This is a genomic window from Dietzia papillomatosis NBRC 105045 (assembly GCF_001570845.1).
In the GTDB taxonomy this organism is placed as follows: Bacteria; Actinomycetota; Actinomycetes; order Mycobacteriales; family Mycobacteriaceae; genus Dietzia; species Dietzia cinnamea.
The window spans coordinates 1-14655 of the sequence record NZ_BCSL01000006.1 but is presented as its reverse complement, the minus strand read 5'-3'; the positions used below and the strand labels follow the sequence as shown (position 1 = coordinate 14655).

Here is a 14655-nt window from a genome sequence, read left to right as displayed (position 1 = left end):
TCAGACGGCGACGACGACGCTCGCGAGCCGCTCGGCGACCTCGCGGGCCAGCTCCGCGTCTTGGGCCTCGACCATGACGCGGACCAGGTGCTCGGTCCCCGAGGGGCGCAGCAGAACGCGGCCGGCGGCGCCGAGCCGCATCTCCTCGGCGGCGACGGCGTCGCCGACCGCCGGGGACGCCACGACCGCGGCCTTGTCCTCCACCGGCACGTTGATGAGGATCTGGGGCAGCACCGGCATCACGGAGGCCAACTCGGCGAGCGACCTGCCCGTCTCGGCCATCCGCGCCATGATGCGTAGTCCGGTGAGGACCCCGTCCCCGGTGGTCGCGTGCGCGGGCAGGACGAGGTGGCCGGACTGCTCGCCGCCGAGACTGTATCCGCCCTCGCGGAGGCGCTCGAGGACGTACCGGTCGCCGACCTTGGTCTCGGTGACCTCGATGCCGGCTTCCCGCATCGCCACCTTGAGACCGAGGTTGCTCATGATGGTGGCGACCAGCGCGTTGCCCGCGAGCTCGCCGGCGTCGCGCATGGCCAGGGCCAGGATCGCCATGATCTGGTCACCGTCGACGACCTCGCCGCTCGAGTCCACCGCGAGGCAGCGGTCGGCGTCCCCGTCGTGGGCGAGCCCGAGGTCCGCGCCGTGCTCGAGGACCGCGGCACGGACGTCGTCGAGGTGGGTGGAGCCGCAGTTGTCGTTGATGTTGTAGCCATCGGGACTGGCGTGGATCTCGATCACCGTCGCGCCCGCCTCGCGGTAGGCGCGCGGTCCGGCGACGCTGGCGGCGCCGTTGGCACAGTCGACGACGACGCGGACTCCGTCCAGCCGGGCCGGCGTCGCGCTGAGCAGATGACCGACATAACTGTCCAGGGCATCCTCGGGGGTCGCACGTGAGATCCTGCCGATCGCCGACCCGGTCGGCCCGGTGATGGCACCTTCGGTGAGCGCGGCCTCGATCCGGTCCTCGACCTCGTCGCCGAGCTTGTGACCGCCCGCGGCGAAGAACTTGATGCCGTTGTCCGGCATGGCGTTGTGCGAGGCGGAGATGACGGCGCCGAGCGCGGCGTCGTGGCGGTCCGTCAGGTGGGCCACGGCCGGGGTCGGCACCTCGCCCACCAGCAGAACGTCGACGCCCTGACTGGCCAGCCCCGCCGCGAGCGCGGCCTCGAGCATCTCCCCCGAGACGCGCGGGTCGCGACCCACGACGGCCAGTGGGCGCGCGCCCGCACGGTCGGACACGGGGCCGGTCTCAGTGGCGAGGACAACGGCGGCCGCCGCACCGAGCCGGACCGCCAGGTCGACGGTGAGGGTCCGGTTGGCGAGCCCACGGACCCCATCGGTGCCGAACAGTCGCGTCATGTCGTGTAGTCCTCCGAGGTCTTGTGGTCGCCGCCGCGGGGCGGATCGGGAATGCCCGGGTCAGGATAACCCCGTCCGGTCGCGCACTCGGCAAATGGACCAGAGCAGGCCCCGCGTCGCGGGAACCTGCTCTGGTGTCGTGATCCTGGCGGATCAGCGCTTCGAGTACTGCGGGGCCTTACGGGCCTTCTTGAGGCCGGCCTTCTTGCGCTCGACCGCGCGGGCGTCACGCGTGAGGAAGCCCGCCTTCTTGAGCGCCGGGCGATCGTCCGGCGAGTACTGGGTCAGCGCGCGGGCGATGGCCAGACGCAGCGCGCCGGCCTGACCCGAAGGGCCGCCACCGTGGAGCAGCGCCACGATGTCGAACTGCTCCTCGCGCTCGACCAGCACCAGCGGCGACTTGACGAGCTGCTGGTGCACCTTGTTCGGGAAGTAGTCCTCCAGGGACCGGCCGTTGAGGGTGAACTGGCCGGAGCCGGGCAGCAGGCGGACGCGGGCGACGGCCTCCTTGCGGCGGCCGACGGCCTGGGCCGGGCCGGAGGAGACGACGGGCGCGAACTGGGCATCGGCGTCGGCGACGAAGTCGCTGCCACCGGCGTAGTCGGCCTCGCTGTAATCCTCGGCGACCTCGGCGGCGAGATCCGCCACCATGTCGTCGGCGACCTCGGCCTCGGGGGTGATGTTCTCGTCGGTCACTGGGCCACCTGCTTGATCTCGAAGGGCACGGGCTGCTGGGCGGCGTGCGGGTGATCCGGACCCGCGTACACCTTGAGCTTGGAGGCGACGGCACGACCGAGCTTGTTGCTCGGCAGCATGCCCTTGACGGCCTTCTCGACGACGCGGTCGGGGCGCGTGTCCATGGCCTTGCCCAGGGTCTGCGACTTCAGCCCACCGGGGAAACCGGAGTGGCGGTGCTGCACCACGCGGTCACGCTTGTTGGACGAGATCGCGACCTTGTCGGCGTTGATGATGATGACGAAGTCGCCGGTATCGGCGTTCGGGGCGAACTGCGGCTTGTGCTTGCCACGGAGGATGTTGGCGACCTGGACGGCGAGTCGACCGAGCACCACGTCGGTGGCGTCGATGACATACCAGGCGCGCGTCACGTCCCCGGGCTTGGGGGTGTACGTGGACACAGGCAATACCTCTGTCTGTCTAGTGGGCTGCCGGCCGGCAGGCGCCCTCCCCCTCGAACGGCGGCCGGTGGTGACCCGTGCGAGGCGGTCCACCGTCTCCGTTAAAGGAGACGACATGGACGCCGACAGTCGACGATACCGTCCGGCAGGCGCCCACTCCAAGTCGCCGATCACGACAGAGCGGCCCATCGGTTAGACTCTCCCCGGTTCCCGCCCTCGTAGCTCAGTGGATAGAGCACGGCTCTCCTAAAGCCGGTGTCGGAGGTTCGATTCCTCTCGGGGGCACCACTGATCGCCCGGGCCGCGTCGGCGTCGCGGACCCGGCGGGACGTCAGCGCCTGAGCGTGGCCGAGAAGGCGCTCGTCAGCGCGAGGATCGGCAGACCGATGAACAGGTGCACGATCGCGGCCGCGAGCCCGTCGAGGAACGGCACCGTCACCAGCAACGGCAGCGCCACAGCCGCCACGATGAGCAGCCCCACCGTCCAGGAGTAGAACTGCTGGGGGTTGGCGGTGCCGATCAGCAGCAGGTACCAGAGCAACCCGGCGAGGATCGCCGCGACGGCGCCGTAGACGGCGTACATCGTCGGGGTGTTCCCGCCGTTGGCCCACTGGTGGCCGAAACGGGAGAACACGGCGTCCACCACCCAGGCGATCAGCCACCCCGCGATGGCTGCTACCAGTGCGGTGGCGGCCACGCTGCCGACGAATTTCCCCACGTCGATCGCGGGCCCGCGGCGGGATTGGCGGGGTTCCACATAGCCGTCGTCGTAGCCGCCCTCGGCGCCGTAGCCGTCGTCATGGGCGGGGTCGTACGCCCGGTCGCCGCTCATCCTCGAGTAGGCACGCGAGTCGGGTTGCTGACCCATGCGTCGGGTGTGGTCGTCCTGTCCAGGATACATCTCTACCGCCTCCGAATCGGTGTGGTGCCCACCGAGGGTAGTCCCTCGGTGGGCACGACGACGCCGCCCGACCGTCTGGCGACGGTCGGGCGGGCCAATGGGGGTCAGGGTCAGTGCGCGATGGTCTTCTCCACACCGACTCCGGTGAGCGAGCGGACCTCCATCTCCACGCGCTTCTCCGGGAACTCGTCCTTCTTGCCGATGAACGTCCCGATGATGCCCAGCAGGAACGCAAGGGGGATCGACACGATGCCCGGGTTGGAGAGCGGGAACAGGGAGAAGTCGACGCTCGAGATCATCGACTTCTCGCTGCCGGAGACCGCCGGCGAGAGCGCGATGAGCACCAGGGTGCTGATCAGGCCGCCGTACATGGAGAACAGCGCGCCGGTGGTGTTGAACCGCTTCCAGAACAGCGAGTAGAGGATCGTCGGCAGGTTCGCCGAGGCCGCGATCGCGAAGGCGAGGGCCACGAGGAAGGCGATGTTCTGCCCCATCGCGCCGATGCCCATGACGATCGACACGAGGCCGATCACGACGACCGTGATCCGGGAAACTCGCAGCTGCGACTGCTCGGTGGCCTGCCCGTGCTTGATCACGCCGTTGTAGATGTCGTGCGCGAAGGAAGCGGAGGCGGTGATGGCGAGTCCGGCCACCACGGCGAGGATTGTCGCGAAGGCGACGGCCGAGATGATCCCGAGGAAGATCTCACCTCCGAGCGCGAAGGCGAGCAGCGGCGCCGCCGAGTTCACACCGCCGGGGGCGTTCTCGATGACCTCGGGTCCGACCATCGCCGCGGCACCGAAGCCCAGGACGAGGGTGAACAGGTAGAACCCGCCGATGAGCGCGATGGCCCAGGTCACCGACCGACGGGCCCCGCAGAGCACTGTGGACCCGGTTCGCATCCCGGACCACGAGCGCTTCGATCTCGCCCACCCCCGCTCCCCCGGCGAGCGGCGCCCGGAAGGCGGTCCGGAAACCGTCCCGGGAGAGCCCGTCGGCGACAGCGGTCGCCGCGGTGGCGTCCCGGAGCGCCTCAGCGGCCTCGACCACGTCGACGCGGCGCGTCGAATCCTGGGTCGTCACGGCCACCGGATAGGTGAGGAATACCGCCCCGGTGGCGGGCGCGTACAGCTCCATCCCCGAGTCGGGTGCCGCCCGCTGCGCGAGCACCGCGTCTCGCTCCGTCACGATCGCCGCGCCGCCGCCGGCGATCACCCTGTCGAGCATCTCTCGGGAGGTCGGCGGGACCTCCATCCGACTCATCTGCCCCTGGGCCAACATCGCCATCGAGGCCCCCAGCGCCTCCGGAGCCGACCGCAGCATCTCGACCTCCGAGGTCGCAGCGAGGATCGGCGCGTCCGCTACCCCGGACCGGACCGGATCACCCATCATCAGCCCCGGCGTGGCGAGCGCCGAGGTCCACGTCGACTTGTCGACCCCGGCGTCACGGGAAGCGATGACCACCGGGGTCGACGCGAGGGAGTTGAGGACCGTCTCGAACGGGATCTGCACGTCCTGGGACACCTGAGCGAGACGTACGGCGGAGTCCGGCACCCAGATGTCCGGCAACGCCTCCCGCGAGACCGTGCGGGTGGACATGTCCGCGGAGGAGACCGTTTCCACGTCGAAGGCGTGACAACCGTCGGCATGCTCCGCCAGGACTCGGACGTGCTCGACGATGTCGGGCTCGGCTGCCACGCTGATCCGCGGCTCAGCCCCGCAGAAGCCGGCGACGCCCGCCCTCGACAGCCCGGAGATCACCAGTCCCACCACGAGCACGGCCGCGAGGATCGCCGCCCCCACGAGGACGACCCGCCGGGCCGTCGGATTGTTGTTCTGCGGCGATGCGCTGTGCCTGGCCATCGGTGACGCTCCCCCCGGTCATGCGATACCCGGGGTCGTGCCAGACGCCCGCGACACGCGGGTCCGGGTCGGGCGCGGTGAATCTTACCCGGCCGGGCGACCCGCGGTGTCCGTACGTGGGGCGCCACGGCGACCGTGCGTCCTGCGGTGGGGCGGTTCAGCGCCCGCGGAAGACGGGTGGCCGCTTCTCGGCGCGGGCGGCCCGGGCCTCGGCCATGTCCTCGCTGCTCCACGCGCGCAACTGGAGTTCGGTGTGCTCCTCGCGCGGGAGCAGCCGGGCGTCGTCATCGTTGATCACGGTCTTGATGTGCCGCAGGCTCAGCGGTGCGAACCGCGAGAGCTCGGCAGCCAGCTCCATGGCCGCCTCGACGTCCCCGATCTCGCTGGCCAGTCCGATCCGGGCAGCCTCCTCCGCACCGACGGGGCGGGCGGTCATGAGCACCGACCGGGCGTGGCCGCCGCCCACGACGTTGGCCAACCGCTTGATGGTCCAGTTGTCCAGTGCCAGCCCCACCTTCACGACGGGCACGGTGAAGACGGCACCGGGCGCCACCACCCGCAGATCCGCGGCCAGTGCCAGCTGCACGCCCGCACCGACAGCCGGGCCGTTGACGGCGGCGATGACGGGCACCGGGACCGACTCGACTGCGCGGAGCATCCCGGCGTGTGCGTCGTAGAAATCCGAGTTGTACACCCCGCCGGACAGATCGGCACCCGCGCAGAAAGCGGTTCCCGCTCCGGTGATGACGATTGCGCGGACGGGGTCTTCGGCGTCGGCCTCCGCGCCGGCGGCCTCGATGGCGTCGCGCAGGGCGATGCACACCTCGGCGTCGAGCGCGTTGCGGGTCTCGTGACGGTCGATGGTGACGACGACGACTGCGCCGTCCCTGCGGCTGACGATCATGGCGACGGAGGGCTCCTCTGCGTGACGGGGGTACGGCAGTGCACCCTCACCCTCACGATACCCGCTGGTAGGCGCCCCACCGTACGATGCGGTCATGGCGCGCACCGGAGCTCTGCAGATCCTCGACATGGTCCTCGACGACGGCTCCTTCCGGTCCTGGGACGACGCCCCGGTCCGCCCGCCACAGGTCGACGCGGCGCCGGGGTACGAGGAGGCGCTCCAGCGGGCGACCGAGAAGTCAGGGGTGGACGAGTCGGTCATCACCGGTGAGGGGACCCTACTGGGCCGCCGGGTCGTGATCATCGCGTGCGAGTTCGACTTCCTCGCCGGGTCGATCGGGATCGCCGCCGCCGAGCGGATCGTCTCGGCGATAGAACGGGCGACGGCCGAAGGGCTTCCGATCCTCGCCTCTCCCACCTCGGGCGGTACGCGGATGCAGGAGGGGACGCTCGCGTTCCTCCAGATGGTCAAGATCTCCGCCGCCGTGGCCGGTCATAAGAGCGCGGGGCTGCCCTACCTCGTATATCTGCGGCATCCGACGACCGGCGGCGTGTTCGCGTCGTGGGGGTCGCTCGGTCACGTGTCGGTGGCCGAACCCGGCGCACTCATCGGCTTCCTCGGGCCCCGCGTCTACGAGGCGCTCTACGACGCGCCGTTCCCGGACGGGGTCCAGGTCTCCGAGAACCTCGCGCGACGCGGGATGATCGACGGCGTGCTCCCACCGGAGGGGCTTCGCGACCTCACCGCCCGAGCCCTGAGGGTGCTGTGCCAGGACCCGCCGTCGGACGACGAGCCGGTGCCGCCCCACGGGCCGGTCCCCGAACCGGAGTCCGACGACGGACGTCCCCCCGATGCCTGGGACGCCATCACCCGGTCGCGGCGCCCGGACCGCCCCGGAGCGCGTGCCTTCCTCGACCGCGTGGCGCCCGACCGGGTGCTCCTGTCCGGCACCGGGCAGGGCGAGGACAGCGGATCACTCCTGTTGTCGCTGGTCCGGTTCCGAGGCCAGTCCGCAGTCGTGCTCGCGCAGGACCGGGACGCGGAGAACGAGAAGAGCCCTCTCGGCCCGTCCGCGTTGCGGTCGGCACGCCGCGGTATGCGCATAGCCGCGGAGATGGGGGTCCCTCTGGTCCTGTTCATCGACACCCGCGGCGCCGCTCTGTCGCGGGAGGCGGAGGAGGGCGGACTGGCGGGTGAGATCGCCAGGAGTCTGGCCGACCTCGTCACCCTGCCGACCCCGACCGTCTCCGTGATCCTGGGGCAGGGCACCGGCGGCGCCGCTCTCGCCCTGCTCCCCGCCGACAGGGTCCTGTGCGCGCGTCACGGGTGGCTCGCCCCCCTGCCGCCGGAGGGCGCCAGCGCGATCCTCCACCACGAGACGAGCCGAGCCCCTGAGGTCGCACGGTCGCAGGGCATCAGCTCCGCGGACCTGCTGGAGGCCGGGATCGTGGACGTGGTCGTGCCCGAACGTCCCGACGCCGCGGACGAGCCCGAGGCGTTCTGCGACCGGATGGCCGGCGCGGTCGCGTCCGCGCTGCTCGAGGTCCGCCGACGCCCCCCTGAGCGGAGGTACGCCGAGCGGATGATGCGGTATCGCGAACTGGGCCTCGGATTAGAGTGAAACCAGTCACATCCCGTCGGCGCGGTCGGCGGGCCCGCTCCCGTACGTGAGGGGAAGTACCCGATGTCGGACTCGACGACCTCGACCTACGACGCCGCCCACCGGCTATCGATCAACGTTCCCGATGCCTTCTGGTTGGACGTCGCCGGGGACATCGATTGGACCACGACCCCCACGACGGCGGTCGACGGATCCCGTCCGCCCTTCTACCGGTGGTTTCCCGACGGTGAGCTGAACACGTCGTACAACTGCGTCGACCGGCACGTCGCCGCCGGGCGGGGCGAGCAGGCCGCGTTCATCTACGACTCGGCGGTCACCGGCGTCAAGCAGACCATCACCTACGCCCAGTTGCTACAGCAGGTCGAGGAGTTCGCGGGCGCGCTCGCCGCGGAGGGCGTGGGTCGCGGCGACCGGGTCGTCATCTACATGCCGATGGTCCCCCGCGCCGCCGTGGCGATGCTCGCGTGCGCCCGGCTCGGTGCCGTCCACTCCGTTGTCTTCGGCGGCTTCGCCGCGCCCGAGTTGGCGATCCGGATCGACGACGCCCGCCCCAAGGTGATCGTCACGTCCCACGGCGGCATCGAGCCGACGCGCAAGGTGCCCTACTTCCCCATGGTCGCCAAGGCGCTCGAGCTGACCCGCCACAACCCGGGGGCTGTGATCGTGGCCCCGCGTCACGACCAGTTCCCCGACATGGCGTTCCCCGACACCCCGGGGACCACCTGGAGCTATTGGGAAGACGCCGTCGCCGGCTCCGATCCGGCGGCACCGATCCCGGTGAAGGCCACCGATCCGCTGTACATCCTCTACACCTCCGGTACGACCGGGCTACCCAAGGGCGTGGTCCGCGACAACGGCGGACATGCCGTCGCGCTCGCGTGGTCGATGTGGAACGTCTACGGCATCCGCCCGGGCGACGTGTGGTGGACCGCCTCGGACGTGGGCTGGGTGGTCGGCCATTCCTACATCGTCTACGCGCCCCTGCTGGTCGGCGCGACCTCGGTGATCTACGAGGGCAAGCCCGTCGGCACCCCTGACGCCGGGTCGTTCTGGCGGGTGGCCTCCGAGCACCGCGCGGTCGCGCTGTTCACGGCTCCGACCGCCGTGCGGGCGATCCGCAAAGAGGATCCCGAGGGCCTCGAGATCGGCAAGTACGACCTGTCGGCCATGCGCACCTTCTTCTGCGCTGGCGAGCGTCTCGATCCGGACACCTACCAGTGGGCCACCGACAATCTCGACAAGCCCGTCGTGGACAACTGGTGGCAGACCGAGACCGGCTGGCCCATCGCCTCCAACCTGCGCGGCCTGGAACCGATGCCGATCAAGCCCGGCTCCCCGACCGTCGCGGTCCCCGGTTACGACCTGCATGTGCTCGACGGAGACGGCAAGCCACTTCCGCCCGGCGAGGAGGGGAACCTGGCCATAAAGTTGCCCATGGCCCCGGGCACGCTGGCGGGTCTCTGGGAGGACGACGAGAGGTTCGTCTCCTCGTACATGACAGTCTTCGAGGGGTACTACTCCACGGGTGACGGCGGGTACATCGATGAGGACGGCTACGTCTTCGTGATGGGTCGGACAGACGACGTCATCAACGTCGCCGGCCACCGGCTGTCCACGGGGTCGATGGAAGCCGTCATCGCTCGGCATCCCGCCGTCGCGGAGGTCGCGGTGATCGGCGTGAAGGACCCTCTCAAGGGCCAGCGCCCCGTCGGCTACGTGGTGCTCAAGTCCGGCCAGGTCCGCGACCCCGACGAGCTGCGGTCGGAGCTGGTGGCGATGGTGCGTGACGAGATCGGGGCGGTGGCCACCTTCCGCGACTGCACGGTCGTGCAGGGACTGCCCAAGACCCGCTCGGGCAAGATCCTCCGCAAGACGATGCGGCAGATCGCCGACGGCCAGCAGGATGTGGCGGTGCCGTCGACGATCGAGGACCCAGCCGTCCTCGAAGCCCTCGCGCCTTTCCTTCGGCAGCAGGGGTAAACCCGAGCCTGCGACAGCAGGGCACCCGCATCCGCGCCCGCGCCTGGCGTCTCGCTCCCGTCGATGGCGTCTCGCTCCCGTCGATGGCGTCTCGCTCCCGTCGATGACGCTGCGCATCGCAGCCGCCCCTCGCCATGGCGCCTGGCGCGAACCGCGGGGCAGGCGAGACGCCATGGCGAGGGGCGGCTGTGGCGGTCGGGCACCCTGGGCTGCGGCAGGGCCGGGCCAGCAGCCGTCGGCCGGACTTGTGCGTACCGGCCGGGTGTGTGTGCGTACCGGGCGGAGGGCGCGTCGCGGGTTCCGGCCCGACAGACGACGGCGCCCCGCCCTCCCGTGAAAGGAGGACGGGGCGCCGCTGTCGCGTTCCGGGACCGCCCGGTCAGGCGTCGAGCAGGTCGATCACGAAGACCAGGGTCTTGCCACCGAGCGGGTGCAGGGCCGCGGAGGTGCCGTAGGCCTTGTCCGGCGGGATCACCAGCTGGCGGCGTCCGCCCACCTTCATCCCCGGGATCCCCTCCTGCCAACCCTGGATGAGGCCGTTCAACGGGAAGGTGATGGACTCACCCCGATCCCAGGAGGAGTCGAACTGCTCACCGGTCTCGTAGTCCACCCCCACGTAGTGCACGGTGACGTTACCGCCGGCGACCGCCTCCGCGCCGTCGCCCACCGTGAGGTCCTCGCTGACGAGGTCGGTGGGCGCGGGACCCGTCGGCATGTCGATCTCGGGCTTGTCCATGATGTTCTCCTGGGGTGGGAATCCCGGGTTCAGCGCTGGCTGATCGGGGTGAAGCTCCGCTCGGCCGGGCCGGTGTAGACCTGGCGCGGGCGGTTGATCTTGGTGGAGGGATCCTCGCGCATCTCGCGCCAGTGGGCGATCCAGCCGGGCATGCGACCGAGCGCGAACAGCACGGTGAACATGTCGGTCGGGAAGCCCATCGCACGGTAGATGAGGCCGGTGTAGAAGTCGACGTTCGGGTAGAGCTTGCGCTCGACGAAGTAGTCATCGGCCAGCGCGGTCTCCTCGAGCTTGAGCGCGATCTCGAGCAGAGGGTCGTTGCTCTGGGACAGCAGCGCGTGGGCGTGCTTCTTGGCGATCTGGGCGCGCGGGTCGTAGCTCTTGTAGACGCGGTGACCGAAGCCCATCAGCTTGACGCCGTCGACCTTGTTCTTGACGCGGTCCATGTAATCGGTGGCGTCGCCGCCCTCCGACTCGATCCGCTCGAGCATCTCGAGCACGGCCTGGTTGGCGCCGCCGTGAAGCGGGCCGTACAGGGCGTTGATGCCACCGGTGATCGAGGAGTACAGCGGCGCCTCGGAGGAGCCGACCATCCGCACCGTGGAGGTGGAGCAGTTCTGCTCGTGGTCCGCGTGCAGGACGAGGAGCATGTCGAGGGCCTTGGCAACCTCGTCGGTGATCTCGTAGTCCGGGCCGAACGTCATCCGCAGGAAGTTGCGGACGTACCCGAGCGACGGGTCCGGGTCGATGGCGTCCTTGCCGTTGCGGATGCGCTCGATGGCCGCCGCCAGGGTCGGGCCGCGTCCGAGCAGACGCGCGGTGGCCAGGTCGACGGCCTTGGGGTCGTCGATGTCCAGGTCGTCACCGTGCGTGCCGAACAGGCTGACGCCGGCCGAGAGGACGGGCATCGGGTGCGTGTCACGGGGGAAGGCCTGCAGCAGCGGCATCATCTGCCCGGGCAGCGCCGTCTCCGCGAGGACCTTGTCGGTGAACTCGGCGAGCTGCGCCTCGGTGGGATCCTCGCCGTAGATGAGGAGGTAGGAGACCTCGAGGAACGAGGCGTTCTCGGCGAGCTGGTCGATCGGGTAGCCGCGGTGACGCAGGATCCCCTCGGCACCGTCGATGTAGGTGATCGAGGACGTGCACGCGGAGGTGTTGACGAAGCCGACGTCCAGGGTGGTCATCCCCGTCTCGGCCAACAGCGAGCCGAGCTGCACGGCGTCACTACCGCAGCTCGCCTCCACCACGTCGAGTTCGAGCTCACCGCCGGGGTAGGACAGTGTTGCTTTGCGGTCCGAACCGTTCGAGCCTGCGGTCACGCGATTCCCTCTCCGACGACTGGTCCCGGCGGTCGAGTCCCGCCACGAATGTGCTGTGCCACACCCTACCGTGGCCGCCGTTCGGGGTTCGAAGGGAGTTCTCCCGTTCTCCCCCCGGCGACCCGGCCCGGCGACCCGACCCCGCGTCAGGGCTGCAGCCGACGGGCCGTCCACCGGTCGCCGTCCCGGAGGCACTCGACGCGGTCGTGGAACCGGTCCGGCCCGCCCTGCCAGAACTCCACCCGGTCCGGGACCACCCGGTACCCGCCCCACCGGTCGGGCATGGGGATCTCGTCGACGCCGGCCAACCGCTGCTCCGCGGTCGCGTACAGCGACTCGAGCTCGGCCACCGACTCCGCCGGGCGCGACTGCTCCGACGCCCACGCGGCGATCTGCGAGCCCCGCGGCCGGGTGCGCCAGTACGCGAGGCTGTCCGCCCGGTCGATCGGATGGCAGGCGCCCTCGACGTGCACCTGACGCTCGGCGATCAACCAGGGGAAGGTCACCGACGCGTACCCGGTCTGCGCCAACTGGACGCCCTTGCGCGACGTCGTCGTCGTGAAGAAGGTCACCCCGCCCTCGTCGACGCCCTTACACAGGACGGTCCTGGTCGACGGCCGTCCCTCTGCACCGACGGTGCCGAGCACCATGGCGTTGGGTTCGCGGACGCCGCGCCGGCCCGCCTCGTCCAACCACTCGGTGAACAGGGGCAACCACCCGCCGGCGAGGTCGGCCACGTCCAGCCGCGCGTGCAGGCCGTACCCGACGCGCATGGTGTCGAAGTCGGTGGGTTCCAGGACCGGTTCCTCCATGACCCCAGACGGTACTCCGGGCCCGGCGCCGGGCCGGACTACCATGGAGCGCGACCCACCCGACGACACCGAAACGGCATCCCAAGAGCATGAGCGATCAGCTGCCCACCATTCCCGCCGACCTCAAGCCCGCCGACGGCCGCTTCGGCTGCGGTCCGTCCAAGGTTCGCCCCGAGCAGATCTCGGCCGTGGCCGACGCCGCCACTACGGTGATGGGCACCAGCCACCGCCAGGCCCCGGTCAAGGACGTCGTGGGTCGCGTGCGCGACGGCCTGGCCGCGCTGTTCTCCCTCCCCGAGGGCTACGAGGTCGTGCTGGGCAACGGCGGCACCACCGCGTTCTGGGACGCCGCCGCGTTCGGCCTGGTGCGGGAGAAGTCGCTGCACCTGACCTATGGCGAGTTCTCCTCCAAGTTCGCCAAGGTCACCGGCGGCGCGCCGTTCCTCGCCGACCCGATCGTCATCTCGGCCGACCCCGGCTCGGCGCCGGAGCCGACCTCCGACCCGTCCGTCGACCTCATCGGTTGGGCCCACAACGAGACCTCCACCGGCGTGATGGTGCCGGTGTCCCGCCCGGCGGGCTCGGAGAACGCGCTCGTCGCGATCGACGCCACCTCCGGCGCCGGCGGCCTGCCCGTCGACATCGCGGACGCCGACGTCTACTACTTCGCCCCGCAGAAGTCCTTCGCCTCCGACGGCGGCCTGTGGGTGTCGATCATGAGCCCGGCCGCCCTCGCGCGGGTCGACGAGATCGCGGCCACCGACCGCTGGTGCCCCGACTTCCTGTCGCTGCCCACCGCGGTGGACAACTCGCGCAAGAACCAGACGTACAACACCCCGGCCGTGGCGACGCTGCTGATGTTCGCCTCGCAGATCGAGTGGATGAACGACCAGGGCGGGCTGGACTGGGCCGTGGCGCGGACCAAGGACTCGTCCTCGCGTCTGTACGACTGGGCCGAGGCCAGCGACTTCGCCACCCCGTTCGTCGCCGCGCCGGCGCACCGTTCGCAGGTCGTGGGCACCATCGACCTGGCCGAGGAGATCGACGCCGCGAAGGTCGCCAAGACCTTGCGCGCCAACGGCATCGTCGACACCGAGCCGTACCGCAAGCTGGGCCGCAACCAGCTGCGCATCGGCATGTTCCCGGCGATCGAGCCGGAGGACGTCACGCAGCTGACCCGCTGCATCGACCACGTGGTCGGCCAGCTCTCCTGAGCCGCCCCGGGCACGCCGGCCCCCTCCGGCCGGACCCGCACTTTTCCGCAGCCCACCCGGCCCGTCCGCGCGCCGGGTGGGCTGCGCTGCCCTACCATGTGGGAACGCGCCCAGGCCCCCGGGCAGCGGAGCAGCTCAGGCCGCCGACGGGGCCGCGAGGAGTCGAGGAGGCCGCATGCGGAAGCTGAGGATCATCGGTGTGGACACCGAGTCGTCGGTCGTCGAATGCGAGGTCCCGGACTCCGGTGAGAAGTTCACCCTGCCTCTCGACGACCGTTTCCGTGCCGCCGCTCGCGGTGAGTTCGTGGCCGGCGGATCGGACCGGGCGCCGGTGACCGGCACGCTGCGTCCCCGCGAGATCCAGGACCGGATCCGGCACGGGGCGTCCCCGGAGGAGGTCGCCGCCGACGCGGGGGTGCCGCTGTCCCGCATCGAGGGTTTCGCCGTGCCCGTGCTGCTGGAGCGGGCCAACGCCGCCGACCTGGCGCGGGCCGCGCACCCGGTGCTGCCGGACGGGCCCGCGCTCAACACACTGGCCGACCGCGTGGGCGCCGCCCTGGACCGCCGCGGCGTGGATCCGGACCTGGTGACGTGGGACGCGTGGAAGGACCGCTCGGGCGGGTGGGTGGTCCGCACGTCGTGGCCGGCCGGCCTGTCGGACGACGCGAGCGCCACGTGGTCGTTCGTCCCGGATTCGCACGGGGGTTCCGCGCGCGCCCTCGACGAGGAGGCCGAGCGGATCCTCGACCCGTCGCGCGCCACGGAGCTGCGGTCGGTGTCGGCCCCTCCCCCGCTGCCGCCCGGCCCCCC

12 protein-coding genes, 1 tRNA gene and 2 pseudogenes are annotated in these 14655 nt (G+C 70.8%); 5 read left to right on the top strand and 10 right to left on the bottom strand.

Annotation, left to right across the window (positions count from 1 at the left end):
* The 3 genes from glmM to rplM all read right to left on the bottom strand — a co-directional run bounded on the left by glmM (nucleotide 1) and on the right by rplM (nucleotide 2495).
* Nucleotides 1-1359, bottom strand: a complete 1359-nt coding sequence (glmM, locus tag DPA01S_RS03045; protein WP_061913946.1) for a phosphoglucosamine mutase — start codon at nucleotides 1357-1359, stop codon at nucleotides 1-3.
* A gap of 153 nt (nucleotides 1360-1512) precedes the next feature.
* A complete protein-coding gene (gene rpsI / locus DPA01S_RS03040) occupies nucleotides 1513-2010 on the bottom strand; it encodes a 30S ribosomal protein S9 (protein ID WP_232302988.1) in 498 nt (165 codons plus the stop codon).
* A gap of 41 nt (nucleotides 2011-2051) precedes the next feature.
* Complete coding sequence (gene rplM / locus DPA01S_RS03035; protein WP_007627425.1) at nucleotides 2052-2495, bottom strand: 50S ribosomal protein L13; 444 nt, start codon at nucleotides 2493-2495, stop codon at nucleotides 2052-2054.
* Between the two features lie 212 nt (nucleotides 2496-2707).
* Between rplM and DPA01S_RS03030 the strand changes: the two genes are divergently transcribed.
* Nucleotides 2708-2783 (top strand) — tRNA-Arg (locus DPA01S_RS03030).
* Between the two features lie 43 nt (nucleotides 2784-2826).
* Here the strand turns inward: DPA01S_RS03030 and DPA01S_RS03025 are convergent.
* From DPA01S_RS03025 to DPA01S_RS03010, 4 genes and pseudogenes are all read right to left on the bottom strand, one after another.
* Nucleotides 2827-3396, bottom strand: a complete 570-nt coding sequence (locus DPA01S_RS03025; protein ID WP_061230063.1) for a hypothetical protein — start codon at nucleotides 3394-3396, stop codon at nucleotides 2827-2829.
* Nucleotides 3397-3506: 110 nt separating this feature from the next.
* A pseudogene (locus DPA01S_RS17655) lies at nucleotides 3507-4268 on the bottom strand (solute symporter family protein); the annotation flags it as partial.
* Nucleotides 4269-4377: 109 nt separating this feature from the next.
* Nucleotides 4378-5259: pseudogene (locus tag DPA01S_RS17650) on the bottom strand (substrate-binding domain-containing protein); the annotation flags it as partial.
* A gap of 157 nt (nucleotides 5260-5416) precedes the next feature.
* On the bottom strand, nucleotides 5417-6163 hold the full coding sequence (locus DPA01S_RS03010) for an enoyl-CoA hydratase (protein WP_061229987.1): 747 nt from the start codon (nucleotides 6161-6163) through the stop codon (nucleotides 5417-5419).
* A 94-nt stretch (nucleotides 6164-6257) separates the two neighbouring features.
* On the opposite strand from DPA01S_RS03010, the gene DPA01S_RS03005 reads away from it, so the two are divergent.
* Both DPA01S_RS03005 and DPA01S_RS03000 read left to right on the top strand, forming a co-directional pair.
* Complete coding sequence (locus DPA01S_RS03005) at nucleotides 6258-7784, top strand: carboxyl transferase domain-containing protein (RefSeq protein WP_061229988.1); 1527 nt, start codon at nucleotides 6258-6260, stop codon at nucleotides 7782-7784.
* Nucleotides 7785-7847: 63 nt separating this feature from the next.
* Nucleotides 7848-9764 carry an AMP-binding protein gene (locus DPA01S_RS03000; RefSeq protein WP_061913943.1) on the top strand — a complete coding sequence of 639 codons (1917 nt, stop codon included), beginning with the start codon at nucleotides 7848-7850 and terminating at the stop codon, nucleotides 9762-9764.
* 379 nt (nucleotides 9765-10143) lie between these two features.
* Here the strand turns inward: DPA01S_RS03000 and DPA01S_RS02995 are convergent, their stop codons facing one another.
* From DPA01S_RS02995 to pdxH, 3 genes are all read right to left on the bottom strand, one after another.
* Nucleotides 10144-10500, bottom strand: a complete 357-nt coding sequence (locus DPA01S_RS02995) for an FKBP-type peptidyl-prolyl cis-trans isomerase (RefSeq protein WP_061229990.1) — start codon at nucleotides 10498-10500, stop codon at nucleotides 10144-10146.
* A 29-nt stretch (nucleotides 10501-10529) separates the two neighbouring features.
* A complete protein-coding gene (locus tag DPA01S_RS02990) occupies nucleotides 10530-11819 on the bottom strand; it encodes a citrate synthase (protein WP_082767862.1) in 1290 nt (429 codons plus the stop codon).
* 146 nt (nucleotides 11820-11965) lie between these two features.
* Complete coding sequence (gene pdxH, locus DPA01S_RS02985) at nucleotides 11966-12631, bottom strand: pyridoxamine 5'-phosphate oxidase (RefSeq protein WP_061229991.1); 666 nt, start codon at nucleotides 12629-12631, stop codon at nucleotides 11966-11968.
* Nucleotides 12632-12720: 89 nt separating this feature from the next.
* On the opposite strand from pdxH, the gene serC reads away from it, so the two are divergent.
* The gene (gene serC / locus DPA01S_RS02980) at nucleotides 12721-13845 is read left to right on the top strand and encodes a phosphoserine transaminase (RefSeq protein WP_061229992.1); all 1125 of its coding nucleotides are present in this window, start codon (nucleotides 12721-12723) and stop codon (nucleotides 13843-13845) included.
* Between the two features lie 175 nt (nucleotides 13846-14020).
* On the top strand, nucleotides 14021-14655 hold a 635-nt coding region (gene sepH / locus DPA01S_RS02975), incomplete at its 3' end, for a septation protein SepH (protein WP_061913941.1).

What these genes read in the sequence shown, in the direction of transcription:
- glmM (WP_061913946.1), bottom strand. Translation starts at nt 1,359, where the DNA reads ATGACGCGACTGTTCGGCACCGATGGGGTCCGTGGGCTCGCCAACCGG.
- rpsI (WP_232302988.1), bottom strand. Translation starts at nt 2,010, where the DNA reads ATGGTGGCGGATCTCGCCGCCGAGGTCGCCGAGGATTACAGCGAGGCC.
- DPA01S_RS03025 (WP_061230063.1), bottom strand. Translation starts at nt 3,396, where the DNA reads ATGTATCCTGGACAGGACGACCACACCCGACGCATGGGTCAGCAACCC.
- DPA01S_RS03010 (WP_061229987.1), bottom strand. Translation starts at nt 6,163, where the DNA reads ATGATCGTCAGCCGCAGGGACGGCGCAGTCGTCGTCGTCACCATCGAC.
- DPA01S_RS03005 (WP_061229988.1), top strand. Translation starts at nt 6,258, where the DNA reads ATGGCGCGCACCGGAGCTCTGCAGATCCTCGACATGGTCCTCGACGAC.
- DPA01S_RS03000 (WP_061913943.1), top strand. Translation starts at nt 7,848, where the DNA reads ATGTCGGACTCGACGACCTCGACCTACGACGCCGCCCACCGGCTATCG.
- DPA01S_RS02995 (WP_061229990.1), bottom strand. Translation starts at nt 10,500, where the DNA reads ATGGACAAGCCCGAGATCGACATGCCGACGGGTCCCGCGCCCACCGAC.
- pdxH (WP_061229991.1), bottom strand. Translation starts at nt 12,631, where the DNA reads ATGGAGGAACCGGTCCTGGAACCCACCGACTTCGACACCATGCGCGTC.
- serC (WP_061229992.1), top strand. Translation starts at nt 12,721, where the DNA reads ATGAGCGATCAGCTGCCCACCATTCCCGCCGACCTCAAGCCCGCCGAC.